Origin of the sequence: Paenibacillus sp. FSL H8-0283 (assembly GCF_045040675.1) — a bacterium.
GTDB classification, from domain to species: Bacteria; Bacillota; Bacilli; order Paenibacillales; family Paenibacillaceae; genus Paenibacillus; species Paenibacillus amylolyticus.
Window position 1 is genome coordinate 6,443,867 of record NZ_CP150295.1, and the last position, 22,074, is coordinate 6,465,940.

At 47.6% G+C, this 22,074-nt stretch carries 20 protein-coding genes; 2 read left to right on the forward strand and 18 right to left on the reverse strand.

Features of this window, described 5'->3' with window-relative positions; all coding sequences use genetic code 11:
- Positions 1 to 151: 151 nt before the first annotated feature.
- From spoIIR to MHI52_RS28405, 7 genes are all read right to left on the reverse strand, one after another.
- Positions 152 to 811, reverse strand: a complete 660-nt coding sequence (spoIIR, locus tag MHI52_RS28375; protein WP_282320069.1) for a stage II sporulation protein R — start codon at positions 809 to 811, stop codon at positions 152 to 154.
- A gap of 922 nt (positions 812 to 1,733) precedes the next feature.
- Complete coding sequence (locus MHI52_RS28380) at positions 1,734 to 2,954, reverse strand: FtsW/RodA/SpoVE family cell cycle protein (protein WP_036667775.1); 1,221 nt, start codon at positions 2,952 to 2,954, stop codon at positions 1,734 to 1,736.
- A 269-nt stretch (positions 2,955 to 3,223) separates the two neighbouring features.
- Entirely contained in the window at positions 3,224 to 4,444 is a 1,221-nt protein-coding gene (locus MHI52_RS28385) for an FtsW/RodA/SpoVE family cell cycle protein (RefSeq protein WP_076254008.1), read from the reverse strand.
- An 85-nt stretch (positions 4,445 to 4,529) separates the two neighbouring features.
- Positions 4,530 to 5,414, reverse strand: a complete 885-nt coding sequence (gene prmC / locus MHI52_RS28390; protein WP_405159429.1) for a peptide chain release factor N(5)-glutamine methyltransferase — start codon at positions 5,412 to 5,414, stop codon at positions 4,530 to 4,532.
- A 24-nt stretch (positions 5,415 to 5,438) separates the two neighbouring features.
- Positions 5,439 to 6,506: a peptide chain release factor 1 gene (prfA, locus tag MHI52_RS28395; RefSeq protein WP_017691918.1), complete on the reverse strand. Its 1,068-nt coding sequence runs from the start codon at positions 6,504 to 6,506 to the stop codon at positions 5,439 to 5,441.
- 637 nt (positions 6,507 to 7,143) lie between these two features.
- Complete coding sequence (gene ychF / locus MHI52_RS28400) at positions 7,144 to 8,244, reverse strand: redox-regulated ATPase YchF (RefSeq protein ID WP_017691917.1); 1,101 nt, start codon at positions 8,242 to 8,244, stop codon at positions 7,144 to 7,146.
- Between the two features lie 192 nt (positions 8,245 to 8,436).
- Positions 8,437 to 8,907 (reverse strand): GNAT family N-acetyltransferase, encoded by a 471-nt coding sequence (locus tag MHI52_RS28405; protein WP_353882375.1) that lies wholly within the window; start codon positions 8,905 to 8,907, stop codon positions 8,437 to 8,439.
- Between the two features lie 215 nt (positions 8,908 to 9,122).
- Between MHI52_RS28405 and MHI52_RS28410 the strand changes: the two genes are divergently transcribed.
- Positions 9,123 to 9,557, forward strand: a complete 435-nt coding sequence (locus MHI52_RS28410) for a hypothetical protein (RefSeq protein WP_405158033.1) — start codon at positions 9,123 to 9,125, stop codon at positions 9,555 to 9,557.
- 81 nt (positions 9,558 to 9,638) lie between these two features.
- On the opposite strand, the gene MHI52_RS28415 is transcribed toward MHI52_RS28410, so the two are convergent.
- From MHI52_RS28415 to MHI52_RS28425, 3 genes are all read right to left on the reverse strand, one after another.
- Entirely contained in the window at positions 9,639 to 9,809 is a 171-nt protein-coding gene (locus MHI52_RS28415; protein ID WP_101313549.1) for an aspartyl-phosphate phosphatase Spo0E family protein, read from the reverse strand.
- 147 nt (positions 9,810 to 9,956) lie between these two features.
- A complete protein-coding gene (locus tag MHI52_RS28420) occupies positions 9,957 to 10,094 on the reverse strand; it encodes a hypothetical protein (RefSeq protein WP_307415876.1) in 138 nt (45 codons plus the stop codon).
- 6 nt (positions 10,095 to 10,100) lie between these two features.
- Entirely contained in the window at positions 10,101 to 11,444 is a 1,344-nt protein-coding gene (locus tag MHI52_RS28425) for a transcriptional regulator (RefSeq protein WP_405158034.1), read from the reverse strand.
- 385 nt (positions 11,445 to 11,829) lie between these two features.
- Between MHI52_RS28425 and MHI52_RS28430 the strand changes: the two genes are divergently transcribed.
- Positions 11,830 to 12,066: a helix-turn-helix domain-containing protein gene (locus MHI52_RS28430; RefSeq protein WP_339284494.1), complete on the forward strand. Its 237-nt coding sequence runs from the start codon at positions 11,830 to 11,832 to the stop codon at positions 12,064 to 12,066.
- Positions 12,067 to 12,616: 550 nt separating this feature from the next.
- Here the strand turns inward: MHI52_RS28430 and fni are convergent.
- The 8 genes from fni to MHI52_RS28470 form a co-directional block, all read right to left on the reverse strand.
- Positions 12,617 to 13,684 (reverse strand): type 2 isopentenyl-diphosphate Delta-isomerase, encoded by a 1,068-nt coding sequence (gene fni / locus MHI52_RS28435; RefSeq protein WP_405158035.1) that lies wholly within the window; start codon positions 13,682 to 13,684, stop codon positions 12,617 to 12,619.
- Between the two features lie 334 nt (positions 13,685 to 14,018).
- On the reverse strand, positions 14,019 to 15,500 hold the full coding sequence (locus tag MHI52_RS28440; RefSeq protein WP_405158036.1) for a phytoene desaturase family protein: 1,482 nt from the start codon (positions 15,498 to 15,500) through the stop codon (positions 14,019 to 14,021).
- Positions 15,497 to 16,645, reverse strand: coding sequence for a glycosyltransferase family 2 protein (locus MHI52_RS28445; protein WP_340984084.1), 1,149 nt, complete (start codon positions 16,643 to 16,645; stop codon positions 15,497 to 15,499). Before MHI52_RS28445 ends, MHI52_RS28440 begins: the two co-directional genes overlap by 4 nt.
- Position 16,646: 1 nt before the next feature.
- Complete coding sequence (locus MHI52_RS28450) at positions 16,647 to 17,408, reverse strand: lysophospholipid acyltransferase family protein (RefSeq protein ID WP_405158037.1); 762 nt, start codon at positions 17,406 to 17,408, stop codon at positions 16,647 to 16,649.
- Positions 17,377 to 18,144, reverse strand: coding sequence for a carotenoid biosynthesis protein (locus tag MHI52_RS28455; RefSeq protein WP_405158038.1), 768 nt, complete (start codon positions 18,142 to 18,144; stop codon positions 17,377 to 17,379). Before MHI52_RS28455 ends, MHI52_RS28450 begins: the two co-directional genes overlap by 32 nt.
- Complete coding sequence (locus MHI52_RS28460; RefSeq protein WP_036612612.1) at positions 18,144 to 19,016, reverse strand: phytoene/squalene synthase family protein; 873 nt, start codon at positions 19,014 to 19,016, stop codon at positions 18,144 to 18,146. Before MHI52_RS28460 ends, MHI52_RS28455 begins: the two co-directional genes overlap by 1 nt.
- Positions 19,013 to 20,476: a phytoene desaturase family protein gene (locus MHI52_RS28465; protein ID WP_315370812.1), complete on the reverse strand. Its 1,464-nt coding sequence runs from the start codon at positions 20,474 to 20,476 to the stop codon at positions 19,013 to 19,015. Before MHI52_RS28465 ends, MHI52_RS28460 begins: the two co-directional genes overlap by 4 nt.
- Positions 20,473 to 22,023, reverse strand: coding sequence for a phytoene desaturase family protein (locus tag MHI52_RS28470; RefSeq protein ID WP_315370811.1), 1,551 nt, complete (start codon positions 22,021 to 22,023; stop codon positions 20,473 to 20,475). Before MHI52_RS28470 ends, MHI52_RS28465 begins: the two co-directional genes overlap by 4 nt.
- Positions 22,024 to 22,074: the final 51 nt, after the last annotated feature.

Below are 22,074 nucleotides of genomic sequence, written 5' to 3' on the forward strand. Positions count from 1 at the left end.
AGTTCATATCCATATTCAATATAAGTAATTATAACATACCTGTCCCAACTCGGATGCCCTTCAAACTTCGCTCGGAATTTCACCACTAATTCATATCAAAAGGGCAGCTCCCTGAATCGAAGTCGCCCTCTACTGTATTATAAGTACGTTGTTATGCGAACAAACTAGTCACCCAACTCCATAGTTTCACAGCCATATCCCACAGAAAGAATCTCGCTTCCGGTGTGTCTCCCTGCACAGATGCTTCTGCATCTCCTGGTTCAGCCGCTGCGGCTGATACCGTTGAAGGTTTCGCCAGTGCATCCCCGGTCCCTGCATCAATGAAGCACAACGGCGGGAACAACACACACCACCAGTTCTGACCTTTGCCTTCCCCCAGCGTAATCCGAACCGCTTCATAATCTCCGGCAGGATACACAGTGCCACCATATAGTTTGGTCGGGAACGGAACGGAACCCAGCTCCACCTGATACTCATAATTTAAACCGCGACTGGCCAACTCTTCTCCTACTCTATTCTCAATCTCGGACAAATGCTCACGAATAACCTTGCGCGCTTCATCCAGACTTTGCGGATTCTCCAGTTCGGCTACCCACTCGCCCATCTGAGCAACGACAGCATCCCGAATCTCGCGTTTCACCAATTGATCTCCCGGTGCATCCGAGTTTGCTAGAATACGCAAGCGAATCGATTGTTCCGGAATTGCTGTGGCCGCCACAGCTGCATCCGTTTTCTGACCTTCCCACATCATGATAATCATCATAAGACATACAATAATAAGTCCAATTTGCTTTACAATTCTTCTGCTCATTCCGTTCTCCCCCTCGGCTCTCTGATCACGTTGCCTGCAACTCTCTCATGTCTATCAGTATGCCCGGTAGAGACGGAAGTAAACCTAGCATTTGCAATAAATCTACTAGAGGTTGTTCACAAGCCCACTTTAATTACAAAGGGTGCCTAGCTCCATCATCAACGTTGAATATGAGATTCAGCCGAAATAAGCGGGAGGCTTACGAAGGTTGTTTACCAAGGAACCATTTTGATTGCTCACGTAGTTTATCCTACGCTCCACTACTCCATTTCTAACCTCATCCCATCTTCTCGGTACTGAAAACCCAACTATATTGAACACGTACTACTAGAATGTGTGTTTAAACCCAGGCAAGTTATACGAAGACAGAATGTCAGCGTCCAAGAAGCCTTGAAGAGTGTACTGGCGACCCTAGGCGAATAACTCTCGCGAATGACCAGTCGATGCTCTAAGGAACCGAGGACGTCTTATTTGCCCTTCAGGCATTCTTTTGAAATTGTAAGGAACATGAGGCACGTTATTCCCCAAAGTTATCTGATCAACACGCTACAGAAGGCTGTTTATGCTGATATAATGTGTCTCAGATTCCTTAGTTTTCTCCAGACACTTCAAATCCCCGAATAAGACGTGTGTGGTTCGTTAGCTCCTAACACCACCTAACTCTTAACTCCTAACAGCTGGCACCTGAAGCTCCACACAATGCTCAACACTCTATTCCCAACTCTTTCAGGTTCGCCTCAGCCTACAGCAGGCTCGAAGACACCTATGCATTGCTTCTTTCATCTCTCATTCACACTTTCTCACCCATCATGTTAAAAAGGCTGATCCGCACCTGGTTACAGGGCAAATCAACCTCTTTATTCCTACGAACGATCACGTTATACGTCTCACCGCTTTACTTTTCACTATACCGACTCAACAGTTACACAGCACTTTTCTCTTTCTTGAGCATATTCCATAAACGTTCCGACAACCGAGGTTGCTGCTCCCCCATCAGAAGTTCATCCTCCTCTTCTTGCCCGTACAACTTAATGCTCATGACTACACCGATGCAAGCCATATTTATAAGCAAAGAGGTGCCGCCGTAACTGATGAACGGTAACGTAATACCTGTGAGTGGCATCAGTCCGAGGAACGCCCCCACGTTCTCAAACACCTGATACAACAACATTCCGATAATACCTACAATGATGACGGGTCCCGCGCGATCTCTACATGCCAGAGCAATCAGCACCATGCGGTGGATCAGGATAAAGTACAACAGAATCAGTACGGATGCACCAACAAACCCAAACTCCTCTGCGATCACGACAAAAATGGAATCAGAATACGTATAGGGGACTCGTCCACTCTGAACGGATGTTCCTTGCAAATAACCTTTGCCGATGATGCCCCCTGAACCGATGGCTAAACCTGCATTTTTTGTATGCCAGGAAGCTTTGGAGGTAGCTTTTTCCGGTACAAGCCAGGGATCAATCCGCTCCGCCCAATGCTCACGTTTTATCTTTTCAAGAAAAGTGAAAACTTCACCATGGTAGAAGGTATAGGCTTTAACAAAACCAAAGAACGCCACTCCCACAATCGCCAGTGCAATCAATGCGTGCTTCAGCCTCATATTTCCGATCCAGAATACCGCAGCCAAAATCACCACATACCCCAGCGCATTCCCCAAATCATTCTGAGCCATAACAAGGGCAAACGGAATAAACGCCCAACAGCCAATCGGCACAATATCTCTCCAAAATTTCAGCGTGCCTCGTTGTCTCTTCACGATCAAATGGGCGAGAAACAGAATCAGAATCATCTTGAACAGCTCTGCCGGTTGAAAAGAAAAGTTCTCGCCCAGCTTCAGCCAACCGTTGGCGTTATTGATTGAACTTCCCAGGACATTGGCCAGGATCAGTAGTATGATCCCCAAGCCATACAAATAAAACGCATATTTCACGTATAACTTGTAATTCACAAGCCCGATCACAAGCACCGCAATGAACCCGGCCACATAGAAATACATCGTTTTGACATGATGATTCGCCAAGTTGGCATCTGTCTGCGTTCCGCTATAAATCGCAAATACACTAATAATCATGAGCAACAGCATTACAAAAAGAATCACACCGTCCATCTTTTTCAACATTCTCAACATGACTCTGTCCATCCCCCTGAAATCTAGCATTCTATGATTTCCAATTGAACTCAATATTACCATTGTATAAAAATGGATGATACAATGGAAATCTGGATGCTTCAGGATGACTATTAAACCATTCAATGGCCTGACTCACACTCTAAAAACAATAAAAACCCCAAAACATCCACCCAATGTAACTTGGGTTGGTCTGTTCCAGGGTTCTATAGTTATCTAGCTTATATACATAAATCTGACGTGCTATTTCACGGTTTGACTCAGAAACGTTATTGCTCCTGCTGGGATGGCTTGCGTCTTAGCAATTTCCTCACCAGATCCGTAATACTCGGTTGTTCCGCAGAGCCAAGAATATCCTCATTCTCTTCCGTGTGGACCTTAATACTCATCACAAGACCCATGCTGATCATGTTGATCATAATGGAGGTACCACCCGAACTGATAAACGGCAGCGTAATTCCTGTCAACGGCATCAGACCAATGAATGGACCAATATTAACAAAGATCTGGTAAAGCAGCATCGCTATGATCCCAACAATGAGATAAGGCCCCGCGCGATCCTTACACTCCAGTGCAATCAGCACCAGCCTGTGAATCAGGATAAAGTACAGGAGAAGCAGTACCGAGGCACCGATGAAACCAAATTCTTCCCCAATCTGCACAAAGATGGAGTCAGCATAGGCCAGCGGCACCCGATTCGACTGAATCGTTGTGCCTTCCATATAACCTTTGCCTGTAATCCCACCAGAACCAATCGCAAGCTTTGCATTATACGTCTGCCAGAGTACATCTCTTGAGGTCAGCTCTGGTACAAGCCAAGGATCAAAACGATCCGCCCAGTGCGAACGTCCAATGTCATTCAGAAATTTAACAATCTCATCATGGTAATGAATATACGCCTGTGTACCACCGATAAAAGCAGCCACTGCGATCATAAAGCCAATGAGGGCATGCGTAAATTTAATGTTACCAATCCACAGTAGGCCCACAAGAATGACTACATAACTCAAAGCATTTCCCAAGTCATTTTGAAGCAATACGAGTAGTAACGGCGGCAGAACACAGAGCGAAATCGGAATAACGTCACGTCCAAAATAGAGCGGACGGTTCTTCTTTCGGGCCAAAAAGGCCGATAAAAACACAATCAGGCATAACTTGAACAATTCAGCAGGCTGCAAACTGACCCCGAAGATGGACAGCCAGCCTTTTGCACCGTAATATTCCTTACCAAAGAACATAACGAATATGAGCAGGAGCATCCCCACGCCATAGATATATAAATAATTTTTGATTATGAATTTATAGTTGATCATCGACATCCCAAAAAAGACTACGAAGCCCAAAATATAAAAGATCACTGCGCTTTTCGGGAGTCCCTCCAGCTTCGGACGACCAAACGTTGTACTGTAAATCGATAAAATACTGATACCCATCAGAATAACGAGTATAAAGACAATAGAATAGTCTATCTTTTTAAATTTGTGCAGCATGTAATTATGTTCCCCCAAGCATTCAGAAATCTTCGGTATATCTCATTGTAGAGGATTTCACGGCAAAAAGAAAACCCGCGGAACCTTACATTTTCGTCACCTGTTCCGAAGTACGAACACCCAGGACATGCCGCTCGATTCCGGCAAGGTCCGGTACAATGATAATTTCCGGCCAATGTCCCGCCGATTCAAGCAAAGCTGCGATGTCGCGAGCCTGCCCCTGGCCCAGCTCAAAACCAATGATCTGCGGCGGCGCAGGCAACAGCGCCAACTGCTCCAGCATGATACGGTACGGTGCAAGCCCGTCCGGACCGCCGTCCAATGCCATGCGCGGCTCATGATCGCGCACCTCTTGCTGTAACCCGGCGATATCAGCCGCCGGGATGTATGGCGGGTTGGACACGAGGATGTCCACCCGAGCCCCGGCGAACGGGGCCAGCAGATCGCCTTCACGGAAGTCGATCTGCACGCCGTTCGCGGCCGCGTTCCGCGCGGCCACTTGCAGGGCAGCCGCCGAGAGATCCCCGGCGCCGACCTGCCAGCGCGGGCGCAGTGAAGCCATCGTCACCGCGATGGCGCCACTGCCCGTGCCGATATCGACGGCGAGCGGAGCGCCGTCGGGAAACACGCGGTCGGCTTCGCGTAGCACAGCCTCGACCAACAGCTCGGTCTCCGGCCGCGGAATCAGCACGGCCGGCGTGACCTCGAACGGCAGCCCATAGAATTCCTGGCTACCGATAATGTATTGCGCCGGCTCACCCGCAGCCTTGCGCGTGACGGCGTCCTCCCAGCGGCTGCGATGCTCGCTGGGAAAAGCCTCCGGCTGCATCATGTAATACGCGGCGCCATAAACGCCGAGTACATGTTCCAAAAGCAGCCGGGCATTGTTTTGCGGCTCGTACACGCCGCACTTCTCCAAAAAAGAGGAAGCCTCCACGAAGGCTTCCCGACAGCTCTGTTCCGGCGTCATGACAAACTGCGCGCGGGTCACAGATTATTCTCCTCTATCCATCAACTCGGTCTGCTGAGCAATCGTCAGTGCAGACAAGATATCTTCAATCTCCCCGTTCATGATCTGATCCAGCTTGTGCATCGTCAGGCCGATACGGTGATCCGTCACACGGCTTTGCGGGAAGTTGTACGTACGAATACGCTCACTGCGGTCGCCCGTTCCCACTTTACTTTTCCGCTCAACAGAGATCTTTGCTTCCTCTTCCATACGTTTCATATCGAAGATACGTGTACGCAGAACCTGCAACGCTTTTTCCTTGTTGGAGTTCTGTGATTTTCCATCCTGACATGTCGCCACGATTCCCGTTGGAACGTGCGTTACCCGTACTGCGGATTTCGTGGTATTAACCGATTGTCCACCGGCACCACTGGAACAGAACGTATCAACACGGATGTCTTTGTCATGAATTTCAATATCAAAATCTTCGGCTTCAGGCATAACCGCAACCGTTGAAGTTGACGTATGAATACGTCCGCCTGACTCAGTTGTTGGAATACGCTGCACACGGTGTGCGCCGCTTTCGTATTTCATTTTGCTATAAGCGCCGCGTCCGTTGATCAGGAAAACAACCTCTTTGAACCCACCGAGATCATTTGTGTTAACGTCCATCAGCTCTACACGCCAGCCTTGTGCATCTGCATAACGTGTGTACATCCGATACAGATCTGCTGCAAACAACGCTGCCTCATCTCCACCAGCTGCTCCGCGAATCTCAACAATAACGTTTTTGTCGTCATTCGGATCTTTTGGCAACATAAGCACACGAATCAATTCGTCCAGTTCCTTCTGGCGAGTACTCAGTTCGTCAATTTCCATTTTGACCATTTCACGCATCTCATCATCCAGTTTCTCACCCTGCATTTCCTTCGCAGCTTCGAGATCCTGACTTACCTGTTTGTATTCATTGTACGCTTCATAAGTCGGTTGCAGATCGGATTGTTCTTTGGAGTATTCCCGTAACTTTTTGTTGTCACTTGCCACATCCGGGTCACACAAAAGCTCGCTCAACTTGTCATAACGGTCGGCTAACGCCTGTAATTTATCCAACATGTATAGTCACCTCACACATTATTTTGTCCATGCAAATATCGTTTTTAATAATTATTTCGGTTTCATTATTCATAACATCTATAATCTATATTCCACAACGCACAGGATTCTCACCGAATCCCCTGACCGCAGCATGTATTCACATTCCTGTATGATCGACGTATAACATCGCTACAACGTCATCAAATCCTTTACTTTTAAAGTGAAATCAAGAAATCGCGTACCCTGTATGAAACTCGCTTAAGCTCATCTGTTCAAGCGCGAATTTTAACGTGGTATACGACTCTTAATTATAGCATATTCTTATGGTTCTGAATAGTAACTGTTCCGCATGCGGATGAACTAATTTTTGGTGCTGCGAAATACAAAATGAAATTGTTGTTCGATGTTGTTCCGAAATGTAAAATAAACAAAAGCCACGATGCGCTAACATCGTGACTTCTCTAACAAAGGCCGGTGGGCGACCACGGCGAATTTCAATCAAACGAATGAAAACCACCGGATTGCAAGGCGACCAACCTAATCCCGGTGGTTTTTCTTGTTCCTCATCTGCAAAACTCTAAGTCAAAGACCCCACGAACTTCACGAGAAGGTCGCAGGGTCATGTTATTTAATCTACATATAAACGTGTAACAACCTATACGTTGAAACGGAAGTGCATAACGTCGCCGTCATTTACAACGTACTCTTTACCCTCAAGACGAAGTTGTCCGCGCTCTTTGGCACCGTTCATGGAACCCGCTGCAACCAGATCGTCATAAGAAACAACTTCTGCACGGATGAATCCACGTTCGAAGTCGGTGTGAATGACACCCGCTGCGCCAGGCGCTTTGGTACCTTTACGGATTGTCCACGCACGAACCTCCTGTACACCTGCTGTGAAGTATGTGTACAGACCGAGCAATTTGTAAGCCGCTTTGATCAACAGGTTCAGACCGGAATCCTCGATACCGAGTTCTTCCAGGAACATTTGTTTATCTTCGCCTTCCAGCTCAGAAATCTCTTCTTCAACCTTTGCACTGATCGGCACCACTTCTGCGTTTTCAGCAGCTGCGAATTCTCTTACTTTTTGCACGTAAGCATTGTTCGCCACGTCGCCGATTTCGTCCTCAGCTACATTGGCTGCGTACAGAACAGGCTTCAGGGTAAGCAAGTGCAGATCGCGCACGATCAGAAGCTCATCATCCGTAAGTTCCATGCTGCGTGCCGGCTTGTCATCGTACAGAACAGCCTTCACTCTCTCCAATACTTCTACTTCTTGAGAGGCAGTCTTGTTGCCGCCCTTCATGTTTTTCTTGGAGCGATCGATTTTCTTCTCAACACTCTCGATATCGGCCAGGATCAGCTCCAGATTGATCGTCTGGATATCGCTTACTGGATCAATTTTGCCATCGACGTGTGTAATGTTCTCATCTACAAAGCAACGTACTACGTGTACAATCGCATCTACCTCACGAATGTGGGCAAGGAACTTGTTACCGAGACCTTCGCCTTTGCTCGCACCGCGAACTAGACCAGCGATATCTACAAACTCAAACGCCGTTGGTACTGTTTTCTTAGGTACAACGAGTTCTGTCAGTTTGTCCAAACGCTCATCTGGTACTTCAACGATCCCCACGTTAGGGTCAATTGTACAGAACGGATAGTTTGCCGATTCGGCACCTGCTTGTGTAATTGCATTAAACAATGTAGATTTACCAACGTTAGGCAGACCCACGATTCCAGCTTTCAAAGCCATGTATATGACAACTCCTCATTGATTACTTGTTCGGTATGGATAATCCTATACATTATATATGACAAACCTCAAGGCATCAAGGAACTTCGCCAATTCGACCAGAGTCCCTTCCGCTTCCCGAAATCCCCAGTTACTGCGGATAATTCGTTTTGCGCAGATCTTAAGTTTGGCCTAGATTATCCGTTTTTAGATTTACCCTCTGATTTCCTTGTACATCGTCAGGTCCGTTACCTCATATCCCATCTTGCGATACAGGCTGCTCGCCCGCACATTATGTCCAAACACATGCAAACCAATGCGATCCACGCCAAGACTCAAGGCCGTCTGTTCAAGCGCCTGCATCGTCTCTGTTCCGTATCCCTTACCACGGTGCGCTTCTTCAACCACAATATCCAGCAAAAAAGCATCTTTTCCGCGACGATTATCCGTGATATTAAACCAGATATACCCTACATTGCCGTCCACAGGATGCACCAGATTGTAGAGATACGCTCCGGGTGTGTTCAAGCCTTCTGGCAGATAACGTTCATAAGATTCCTCCGCCAGTTGCTGTGCCTCTTCCTCAGCCCAGGTGCCCGCTTCTACTTTTTCCTGTGCAAAATCCTTAATCGATCGAATGCGAAAACTCGCATAATCTTCCTGATTCATTGGAGAAAGTTTCAACTTTTTCCCCTCCTTATTTCGATTGATCTTGATTATGTATGATCTCTGTGCAGCCCTTTTTGCACTACTAGTATCTTATTGTATCCTGTTCTCTCGCTTAGCGCATGAAGTTATTCTGACGATTCGGTTTTCAATTTTCATATTTATCCATTTTAATCAAAACTTTTGATCTCTTCCCATCGTTTATACCTCATGAAGGAAAGGAGTGGATCTTATTGAACACACGTCGCCGATTCTCCAAAAAGAAAATGATTATCTTATCCGCTATCATACTCGGAATCGCCATAGTCGCTTTTATGAGCTTTCTGAATGCAATGGATCCCTTTCGCCACTTAAGAATCACGATCCACAATCAGTCCGACTATGACCTCACCAATATTCAGGCTAGCCTAGTCCAAGGCGACAACTCGTTAAACAACAATGAGAGTGGCTCCACCTACGTATTCAATAAGGATATTCCCAGCGGAGCAAACGTGAAATTCGCCCCGCAGCTGAAACTTTCCGGGGAGGGGGTGGTCTCCTTGGCGTTCACGGACAGCCGCGGAAAAACCTATAACAAAACGGTTTGCGGTTATACGGAATACTTGTCCGGCAATTCCTACGTTACTGTAACCAATGAGAATATCACCGTGAAAGATGAATGTATGTAATAACGATACTTCGCTCTGTGGACTTATGTTAAAATATAGGGGCGAGCGACCGCCAAAGTTTCTCGCCCAAAGTCGATTGAATTATTCAATCGGCTTTTTTATTTTAACCTGATTGTATTGATTAATTAGATCATCCAGGACCATAGATTGCTGTATAACATGAGGATGAAGCAGATTTCCATAGTCCATCTTGAGTTGATAGAGCTTTTGTCTCGCTGCTTCGATCTGCAACTTGAGCTCACCACAATCCATATTCACCCCTCCCTGTTGTAACATTCTAGTCCATTCTGCTAATTAGTAGGAAATCAGGCGAACTCCAACACGAAAAAGCTCCCTTCAACGTAGACAATTCACCATTCTACTTGAGGGAGCAGCACATATTAATTTCAGAAACGCTGGTTAACTTCCCATGCCATGGCCATTAGTTGTCATGATTACTGGACGGTCTTTTTCAACGGGGATGGGTTGAGTTATAGGAACAACTACGCCTACTGCGATACTGCATGTAACTATCAATACTGCCAATTTCATCTTCATTCGTCATCAAACCTCCCGAATCATTCTTTTATATCGTAGTTTAGCTTCTTCAACTGCAAAACACCGAAATTCTTCAAATATTTTTATACACTCTAGAACACTATCTTTATTCTTAATTTTAATTACAAAATCCAAACCGTTAAGAATCAACTCAAATCCTCTGTTATAATCTTGATGTTTTAAATAGTATGTACCTAGGCCCACAAGCAAAGTACCATATTGATCATTCGTAAATTGCTCGCTGATTTTCCCAATACGGCTACTCTGTTCTTGGTACATGAAATACGCGTCATATGCTTCAAGAACTGAATCAATGTTGATATCAAACCGATTTGCCGCATTCACAATTGCACATAAAGCAGGAAAGATTTCGTTCTCTCTCTCCGAGATGTAGTTCATATAACTTGGGATAACCTCTGTTTTGCCTGACATTAATTTATATAGATAACGGTTGCCTTCTGCCCATTCTTCGAACTGACGAATAACAACATTTTCCTCGTCGCTCGGATTATTTACCCAGCTATAATCGGTGTACAAAGAGACATATTGAAGTGCCTTTTCATATTCTTCATAGTAGAAACAAGCTTCTCCAAGCGCTAAATATGCGTACAAAACGTAAAAAACAATCTGCTTTTTGGGTTTAGCCTCGGGCTCTTCAGATGTTACCCCTAATTCATAATGGATCATTGCTTTTAATTTTAACTTGTCAGCAAGATTCTTCACCTTATCCCATCGGCGTAACGAAGCATACACATTAATCAAATCGTTCAATCCATCCAGCTGGTAGGGTTCATCAAGCCGATCTACAAAAAACTCAAACTGCGTTGCAAGTGTAAGATTGCTCAACTGATCCTTGGAAAGCCCGATTGTGAACAAACGATACTGACTTAGAGCCAACCGTTCAGAATGTTGCATTTTCTCACCCTCGGCTACACAAAGGTACAAAGGCTTGGCCGCTTCCAACTTCCCTTCACGATATAACTGTTCAGCCAACTCGAACAAAAGCGGTGCATAGGAAAGATTATCCATAATTAGATTAACGGCTTCTTCCATATAATCGACCTTACCGAGTTCGGCACAACGGTATAAAAAAGGCCCCAGTCTTCGCCAATCCGGGCTTGTATGTACAAAACACTCATGTATGTATAATTCATAGAAGTAACCCTCTGTTAAACCCATCCCGGCAGTTAGTCGATCCAACTGCTGCATGCCAATGGTACGCAGCCCGTTCAGCGTACCACTCAACGTCCCTGAGTTGATTCCCGATATCTCAGAGAATTGATTGAGTGTCATATGGTTCGTTTTTAAGTAGTCTGCTAAATGATCACGTATTGTGGCTACTGAGTTCAAAGGTACACCACCTTTCCAAGCAAAATTAAGCAATGGTCAATTAAATAATACTATATTTTTGAATTTAATATCAATATTTTACTTGTAAATAATTTACTTTTATTATAAAGATATTTATCTGCTTTGCTTAAAATGTTGTAAAAAATAGCCTGGAAGAGGGCTGGAGAGTCTTGTCATAGTATGCGATCAAGCATCAAATTCATATCCACACGGTCGGGAGTCCACAATAAGACATCCGTGAGAAATGTCATCGCATCCATACCACTCAATCTGTCCACGATTGACTCTAGCATCTCTCTTGCATTTCCTGTGATATGCTCAGCCAGGACTAACCCTCCAGTATATTTAACGTTAGGTTATCATTAAAGTGAAAGGTGGAATTGGTATGTCTATAAAAATAAGATTGGGCGATACTTTAGATGCAGCCAGCGTCACTAAAAATGCACTGGCTAGAGAAGCAAAAGTTAGACCGAACCTTATCTATGATCTGTGCGAAGGAAAAACGAAAAGGCTTGATTTAGATACCTTAAATAACATCGTGAACACTCTACGGGCAATGACAGGAAACGACTATACTCTTATAGATGTGTTAGAGTACATACCTGACGATGATAAGGTGTAATAAAACAAACTGGGCTGAGCATTCTCAAAGAAGCCATCAAATTCTCACTTTCAAAGAGAAACACAAACAAACCGTCCATGTTTTACTTTGGACGGTTTGTTTGGCTTACTTCTGACTTCTGGTTATGTTAGAACAAGCACGAAATAGTTAAGGCGCTTTAAGGATTTGATAAATTGCACTCCATACGGAGTGCGACGAACCTTCTTGGCTTTGTCTTTGAACTTGTCCAAATTTCAATCCACGCACTCCATACGGAGTGCGACGTGAGAAGCAGTTACTTTGGACAACGGAACACCAATTTCAATCCACGCACTCCATACGGAGTGCGACAGCGAAAGCACGCGTAATAACGTCATCAAGTTCAAATATTATCACGTATTCTCAATTATTATACCAAATTATAGAAACATTTGTGATAAAAAACATCCTTCAACGAACACATGTGTTGCCAAAAGGTCACGAAAACGATGTTTTCGACAAAATTCGAGGTGCGAATTCCCCAGGGAAATCATGTGAGCTTGGGGTTCGCACCTGCATTTCCACCCTCACTCTACCGTCGTTCCACCAGACGTGACGCCTGCTTCAGATCTTCAATCTGCCCTGCACCAATGCCAAACATCACCGTACGTAGTTCAAATTCAACCTGTTCCAACCGCTCATTCAGCGCATCATCGGAAGCGACTGCGGATTCGAGCAGAGATCGGCCAAAACCAGCCAGATCCGCACCGAGCGCGAGGGCTTTGGCCGCATCCACGCCAGTGTACAGTCCACCGCTGCCAATCAGGGCACCAGTAGGATTCAGCGCTCGTACTTCCTGAATACACTCCGCTGTGGGAATGCCCCAGTCGGCAAAAGCTTCAGCTGCTGCCCGGCGTACCGGGTTATTGTTGCGGTACTTCTCTACCTGCACCCAGCTTGTGCCCCCTGCTCCGGCTACATCAATGAACGCGACACCCGCTTCATATAGGCGTTGAGCCGTCACACCATCGATGCCAAAACCTACTTCTTTTACGCCAACAGGTACGTCTAGCTCACGACACAAGTTTTCAATCCGTTGAAATAATCCACTGAAGTTGGTGTTACCTTCCGGCTGGAAAACTTCCTGCAAGGTGTTCAGGTGAAGCACGAGCATGTCCGCACCCGCAATATCTACAGCACGCTGGAAATCAGCTGTGGTGAAGCCATAGTTCAGCTGCACCGCACCCAGGTTGGCAATGACCGGAATGTCCGGTGCCCAACGGCGGACATCGAAGGTACTCGCCAGTTCCGGCTGTTCTACGGCAGCCCGGATCGAACCTACGCCGAGCGCCCAGCCTCTGGCGTTCGCTACTCGCGCGAGGCGCTCATTGATGGCGCCTGTTGTTTTGCTTCCACCCGTCATCGAACTGATGAGCAAGGGTGTACGTACTTTTTTGCCAATAAACGAAGTCTCCAGATGCACCTCTTCAAAATCCAGTTCCGGCAGTGGGTGATGGCGAAACGCAAACCGCTCCATACCGCTGGTTACCCCTTCTCCTGCCACATTCTCCTCAAGACAGAGGCGCACGTGCTCTAGCTTCCGTTCTCCCGTAGCCACTTCGGGAAGCAGCCGTTCGCCGGCTCGCTCTTGTTCATTCATGATGAGACCTCCTATGTGAGAATCGTGCGGATCGACAGGATAACCTGCCCGTTCCTTACTTCTATGTATATACGTCTTTTGCAAAAGACAAAAACATTAATCCTATAAGCATTGCAGCTCAGCAGTTTAACTCTATCCAGTATAACGTTCCAAACCGGCTATTGAAAGGATGCCCCGACACCAAATGTCTCACTTAAATCCCGGAGCACCACTATCTCATACCTACTCAACAGCACGGATCATCCGTAGTAGCTTCAAAGTTAATTAGCAGAGACGATACACACGCACATGGATCAACAAAACACATTTTCACTCCATCATCTGCACAACAAACTTATCTCAAGATTTCCGATGCCAATTGCTCACCAACAAGCTGTCCGGACAACGTCACTATCGGGGTTCCGCCGCCTGGATGTGTCGTTCCGCCGACGTACCAGAGTCCTTGTACATCTTTGCTTCGGTTGCCTGGTCGCATAAAGGTCTGCTTCACGGAGTTGGACGAGATGCCGTAGATCGATCCTTGGTGCGCCAAGGTATCCCGTTCGATATCTTGCGGTGTGTACCGGATCAGCACATCGGATTCATTCAACCCGGTAATTCCCCGCGCCGCCAATTGTTCCAGCACAAACGCTCCGTAACGTTCCGTCTGCTGCTCCCAATTCCATGAATCCGACAAATAGGGGGCATTGACCAGAATGAACAGATTACTGGCTCCCGCCGGAGCCATGCCCGCTTCCGAATAACCGGAATAACAGATGTAGATCGTGGGATCGGCGGGCATTTTACGGTCACGGAAAATATGGTCGAACTCCGGTTCATACCGTTCCGGGAAAAAGACCGTATGGTGCAGCAGTGCATCATATTGTCTTCTCACACCTGCCAGCGTCACAAATCCTGAAATGGAGGGCTCATACTTCCGTATGCGGGCATCGCTCATTTCTTTCCGATGTTCCGGTGCGAGCAGCAGTCGATTTACGCTAAGCACATCTCCATTCGCAACCACTTGATCTGCTTCGCGGAAGCCTTGATCCGTATCCACGCCAGCCACTTTTCCATTCCGAACAACAATCTGCCGGACCTCTGTGCCGGTAATGATCTGTACACCTTTTTCCCGAGCCAGCCGGGTCATACCTTCGATCAGTTGATAGGTTCCACCTTTGACCCCGTAGATGCCCACTTCTGCTTCCACATGACCCATCATGGCAAAGATGGAAGGCGATTGATACGGCGATGATCCCACATAGGTCGCGTACCGTCCGAACATAGCCAGCGTATGTGGATGTTGGAAATACGAGCGCAGTAACTTATCCAGCTTCACCGTTGGCCGCACGCGGAGCAGGCTGCGCAGCATCTGAAGATTGTATTTGTCAGAAGGAGACAGCAGCAACTTACCCAGAAAATGACGATTGGCTTCCGCATACAGTGCAGCAGACTCATCCATAAATGCATCATAACGAGCCGCATCCTCCGGACTGTACGCTGCAATCTGCTCCTTCATCCACCCGCGATTGCCTGACAAATCTACCACTGTGCCATCTGCGAATATATTACGCGTGCGCGGCTCTAACTCATATAACTGTACGTAATCTTCCATTGCTACACCCGCATGGTCGAAGACTGAACGAAAGGTCGATGGCATCGTGATTGTGCTCGGTCCACGGTCAAAATGATACCCGTCCCGCTCAATCTGCTGTAGCTTGCCACCTACATGTTGCTGCCGTTCCAGAATGGTCACCTGCACACCTTGTGAAGCCAGTCGTATTGCACACGACAGACCTCCAAATCCTGCACCGATTATAATGACGTTACCTCTCAACTGTACCGCCTACCTTTCCATACATACCCCTTGCCGGAGCGGCCTGCCTGCCAGGAAGCAAGTCCGATGGCAATGACACAGGCCATGCTGACCGGTTGCAGAAGGGCGAGCCACCAGGGTTGTCCGCCAGCATGATCCGCTACTCTTTTCACAGCCATACCTAATAATGTTCCTAACAATCCATACAGAATGGACATCGAACTGCCCATAAGGAGTCCAATAATCAATCCTAGTGGAGGCACAATATACATCAGTGTATACATCAACATCGTGCCCAGCAGCAGTACGTCTTTACGTCCCATACCTTCGTACATATTTTTCTTGTATCCATTCCATACTTCTGCACCGTTCTGATACATGCGGGTATTCGTTACATCATGCACATCGGTCAGCATCACCGGATGACCTGCACGCTTGACTGCTTTGGCGAGACTCATATCATCCACCAGATGTGCCTGAATGGCAGCATGACCACCGGAAGCTTCGTAACTGGAGCGATGAATCAGCAAAAAAGCCCCCGTAGCGGCCACAAACATCGGACTGGATGATCTGCGTATCATGAAAATGGGCAGATGACTGATGATGGTGAAGACCATCATGGGTACAACAAGCTTTTCCATCCACGTCTTTGTTACCTGATAAGGAAAACCGGTTACCAGCCCCCCGCTCTGCTCACACCCTGCCGCAAGAGTCTGCCGAATGGCACTTGGCTCCAGACGCACATCCGCATCCACGAACATATACCATTCTCCCTTGGCCTCCTGAACCAGCCTGTGACACGCATGGGATTTCCCCATCCAGCCTTCGGGAAGATCAACGCCATGCAGCAAACGCACACGTGCATCCCGATCCGCAATCGCTTGTACCATGGCCGCTGTCTCATCTTCGGAGCGATCATCCAGCACCAATACTTCCATCTGGAATCCTGATGTATCGCTCGCGAGCACACTCTCCAGACATCCTTCGATATGTAGTCTTTCATTTCTGGCTGGAATCAGCACCGAGACCAGCAGGTCTGGTGGTTGTATTCGGTCTGCTCGGAATGAACGCACTTTGGGCAGACAGGAGACGTTCCATAGAGCGAACAGCAACTGTATGCCCAATATGCAGGTAAGCACAATCCAGAAGATTTCAGATGCATTCATGCTAACGGTTCACCCGCTTTCGTGCCGCATCGTATTTTTCACTTGTCGAACGTACATGACGAATCAGTGGAATCGCATCTGGCAAACTTCCCTGCCCCATCCGTATAAGCTCTGATCTATGATCGTCTAACTGCTGTTCCAGCACATGGCCGAGTCTGGCGGCAATCTCTTCACTCTTCAACGCCTTCCAGTCTTCCATCACAGCCGGGCCCGCCTGCATCGATATTTCCGGTAAATCATGCTGGACCATCCCATGGCACAAGGTTACCGGTACAGCAATGGCATTTGGAGAACGACGAAGTAACAATCCGATGCCTGGACGGAACTGAATCGGTCTGGCCTCCTGATGCAATATTTCTCCTTGGGGAAAAATCCAGACCCTTTTACCTGAATCCAATAATTCACTGGTGTACTGTAGAGAGGTCCGAATACCGGACGCACTCTCCTTATTGATCGAATACGCACCCAATTTACGAAAAAAAGCATATTGCTGAAGCTGTTGCTCCTCCATCATCACATAATGATCACCCCGCGATGTCTGCCTGGCCGCATGATAGAGCAACAGACCATCCCACCAGGAGCTGTGATTCATGAAATAGATCACCGGACGAGTCGCTTCAATCGGGGAGTTGTCCCTGATGTCCACCTGCGGGTCCAGTGACCCTGTGAGCGTGAAGGAGCGGAAGCGCCGACGTAGCAGATAATAGTGATTGTATAAGGCAAAAATACGATTAAACGTTTTTGATTTTACGGCGCGAATCATAGAGCCAGCTCCCTTCGGCAAGAAGCACACCAGCAATGGCGATGATAAAACTGCCCGTAATCCCTTCCTTTAGAGCAAGCAGGCCGAACAGAAGAATAAACAGCTGATACAACCATTTTGCACGCAGCAATGAGCTACGGTCATTAGGCATGGCCGGAAGGAAAAGGGATAAGAATGCACCCATGATAAACCAGCTTATGTAATTGGTCCACGGAACACCGTAGAATCCACCTGGGGCTTGCCACTCCCAGAATCCTCTTGCATGCGCAACAGGGTCGAGCACCAGATCGAGTACAATCGCCCAGAACCCGGTCTTCACTGCTCGAAGCAATCTGCCAGTCCACGTTGAACCACCGCCACTTAACAGCGCCGAGTTACCCACCACTGCGATCCAGGCGAAACCCAGCGTAACTGGCACACTGAACAGATGAATCCCGAAGAAGTCTGAGTAGGCATACTCGCCAAAAGGCCAATGCGTATGAACGCCTACCCACTCTACGCCCATACCTCCAAGCCAGATAATCACAGAGGATATCCAGAGTCCGGGTTTCAGCCAGATGACTGACTGGTCGGACAGGCCTGTCCGATTACGCCCTTGATAGATCAGATCCAGCACATACAATGCGTAGAAGATTAGAAATAAACCATTTGAAAAAGATAATACGTCAGGCACACCGATCGTTAGCATCAAGGTTGCTCCAATGACATACCACGCCCAGTAAAGCCACTGGATCATCAGGATACCGCCGTTCGGGAGGCTTGATAGGCCAGCATCGGGTAACGTTTCACAATCGCACCCAGCATCTCCAGTTTCAATTCATCGCTAACATATGCCCGCTTGGTATATACGTCATAGTCGTTGCGTTCAACCGCGTGTAGAATGGTGGAGTAAAAGGCTGCTGCCAGCTCGATGGAAAACGCACTTTCCGTTGGGTACGTATCCAGACGATCCATGCCAATACGGAACCAGTTCAATGCTGCAGCTTTTAATTCATGAACAATGGCAATAAAACGTTCGTCCACAACCCCGTCTTCAAAGTCCTGCTCGGTGTAACCATGCTTCTCCATGATTTCCAGCGGAACATACCGACGCACTCTGGCCCGATCTTCACCAACATCCCGAATAATATTAACGATCTGCATCCCTTTACCCAAAGCAATCCCGTTCATCGCTACTTCTGCGCCGTTATCATCTCTCAATACAGGCAACAACATCTCGCCTACGGTTCCGGCCACCAGATAACAATAATGCTCCAGTTCCTGCATCGTTGTATAATGTGTTACTTTAAGATCCGTGAGCTGCCCTTCCATCTGACGGAAAAATGGCCCCTTATCCAGATGAGGAAAGCTGTTGAACAACCATCTCAGTGCTGGCCAGATAAAATGTCCTTCTGCGTCGTCCAACTGATCAAACAAATCATGGATCTCGTGAATCGTATAGGGCGAATGTTCCGGCTCGTCTACACTGTCATCAATCATGCGGCAGAAGGCATAAATGACATATACCGCTTCCCGACGTGGACTTGGCAGCCCTCTAAAGGCCTGATAAAAAGAGGAAGAACCCTTTTGCATCAACTCTTCACACCTGCTCAAAATCGCTTCATTCATGTTCCCATCTCCTTCATGAGTTGATTGACGGCCATCCGTGCACTCTGCATTACAATCGGCACTCCGCCACCTGGATGTACAGATGCTCCTGCGGCATATAATCCCTTGATATTAGGGAATGGTTTGGGTTGCGGTCGGTATACACCGGACTGGAATAATACAGGTGCTATACCAAAGCTTCCGCCCCCATAGAGCCCGTCTCGCTCTGCGTCAGCGGGTGTACGTACCTTTTTCCACTTGATCGCTGCACGAAGTCCCGGGAATCCACGTTGCTCCGCTTCTTCCAGTACCCGTTCTGCCAATGCTTCACTCTCCTGATCCCAGTCGACACCTTCGGCATCTGGTACGGGAATGAGGAAATATAATACACTCTGTCCTTGAGGCGCTGCAGTTTCATCCAATGCGACCGGATTAAATACGTAAAATGAGGACTTTGCCGGAATGCGTCGCTGATTGAACACTTCCTGCAAACTGCCTTCAAGACTCGGTGGCAGGAAGAACTGGTGCGTCGTTGCATCTTCCCAGGTTTTGTCCACGCCCACATAGAGCAATACACATCCGGAAGAGGGACGATACGGTTTTCTTTTACGTGCTACCTCTGGTGATTGTCCAAGCAAACCTGATAGATGGGGGAAATCACCATTGTAGATAACTGCATCCACATTTTCTGCGCCTGCTGCCGTTTCTATACCTTCACACACACCATTTTTAATCTTGAGTCCGGTCACTTCCGAATTCAGCACGACACGCCCACCACGTGATATCAGTTCCTGTTCCAGAATAGCCGGCAATGCTGCATATCCACCTTTGACCATCCAGATGCCATATTCATGCTCTGCGTAAGGCAAAAGGGAATAGATACCTGGCGTTCCAAACGGTGATCCACCGATGTATAAACTTTGCAGAGAGTACGCATCAAGCAATTCCTCATGCTCAAAATAATCGCCTACCGCTTTCCGGACACTTTTGTGTGCACGCAATCTGCCCATGAGTGACATGAGCGAAGGGGTGAAGAAATCCCTTTTGCGCGGAAAAGCCCTTTCCAGAAACGCTGCCCTGCCTGCCGGAAACAACGTGTCCATATCTTTCATGAATCGTGAGAATCCCCGGCTCTCTCCCGGGAACAAACGTTCAATCTCCGCCGTCTGCTCTTCACGTGAGGTCATCTTGGTCATGACACGACCACTGTGGTAATGCACTCTGTATAACGGATCACAGCGAAGTAACTCAATCTTCGAACGATCTACGCCTGCTTCCTCCATTATGCCAAGTAACATCTCCGGCAGCAGTACGATCGTTGGCCCCTGATCGATCCGATACTCGCCTTCCTGCTCATATCCAATGCGTCCGCCAACGCGGGAACCCCGTTCATACACGGTGACATCCCAGCCTTGACGGTTCAATAACAGTGCCGAAGTGAGTCCGCCAATCCCTGCGCCTACAATAGCGGCCCGCTTCATGAATGCCCTCTGGCTTCTGCCGTCTTCACATAAGAGGATGGCTTGGAACGTGTGCGTGCGTCCTCTTCCTGAATCAGTCTGACACTGATCCGTGCCGATTCGAAGATCGTGGGCAACCCGCTACCCGGATGTGTTCCGCCGCCTACCAGCCATACACTTTTCAACTCTTCAAACTGGTTATGGGGACGCAGATACATCATCTGACCCAGGTTATGTGCCATATTAAACGTTGCTCCGCGATACACATCTAGTTCAGTCTGCCAATCAAGTGGAGTGAACAGCATACATTCTTCAATACGGTTGCGTATGTCTGCCAGCTCAGGAATGCCTTCCATGCGTTTCATCATGGCCTCCTGCACATTCTCCCGTTCTGCCTCCCAATCAATGTCTGCGGTAAGGTTAGGCGTAGGCATAAGAACATACAAAGCAGATTTCCCTTCCGGTGCCAGCGTCGAATCAAGTCTGGAAGGGTTATGAATATATAGAGATGGATCGGCTGATAACATTTTATGCTTTGTAATCTCATCAACGTTTAACCGGTAGTCCTCGGGAAAATAGATCGAGTGATGCGGCAGATCCACATCACCATCCACGCCCAGATACAGCATTGCTGTAGAGCAGGAATACTTTTTGCGTTTCATTTTCTCCGGGGTATATTTCTTAAGCACGCCTGGTTCAAACAGATGGTTAACCGCATGTGCAAAGTCGGCGTTCACCACCACATGGTCTGCTTCGATGCGTTCACCGTTCTCAAGCAACACACCTTCTGCACGACCATTGCGAACGATGACCTGTTTCACCGGGGTGGAAGTATGTATGCGTCCTCCGTATTCTTCCACGACATCGGCCATGGCTTGGAAGATCCGATTCACGCCGCCAATGGGGTGGAACAATCCGTAGTGATGCTCAATAAACGATAGTATGGTAAAGGTGCCCGGACAATCCCAGGCAGACATGCCAAGGTATTTGGATTGAAATGTAAATGCCCAGCGCAGACGCTCGTCTGTAAAATAGCGGGACAAGATTCCATAGACTGTATTGTGGACATCAAGCTTAGGTAGAGCTGTTACCGCATCCTTGCGCAAATAGTCAGTCAGCTTGCCAAAAGGACGACGGAGTAAAGGCATGACTTTGCCAAATTTCACTTCTTCTTCTTGCATGAACCGAAGGTAATTGTCTTCATTACCCGGAAACAATTCCTTAATCTGTGCAGCTGTATCTTCCCGATTACGAGAAGGCGTGAACACCTTATCACCAAAGTTCAGTGCGTACAGTGGGGTTAACTCTTTCATATGCACATAATCGGATAACTTACGTCCCACCACGTCAAACATCTCTTCAATCAGCTGAGGCATCATCAAAAATGTAGCACCGCGGTCGAATCGATATTCACCCAGTTCCAATCTGGCAGAACGCCCCCCGATGACTGGCTGTTTCTCATACACATCTACCTCGTACCCCTGACCGGACAATAACATCGCTGCTGCAAGTCCACCTGGACCTGCGCCAATGACAGCTGCACGTTTGCGTTGTTGATTCGGTATCATGCCACTCACCTTTCTATGTAGGGAATTCCTATAGTTCTCTAGCCCCTAACC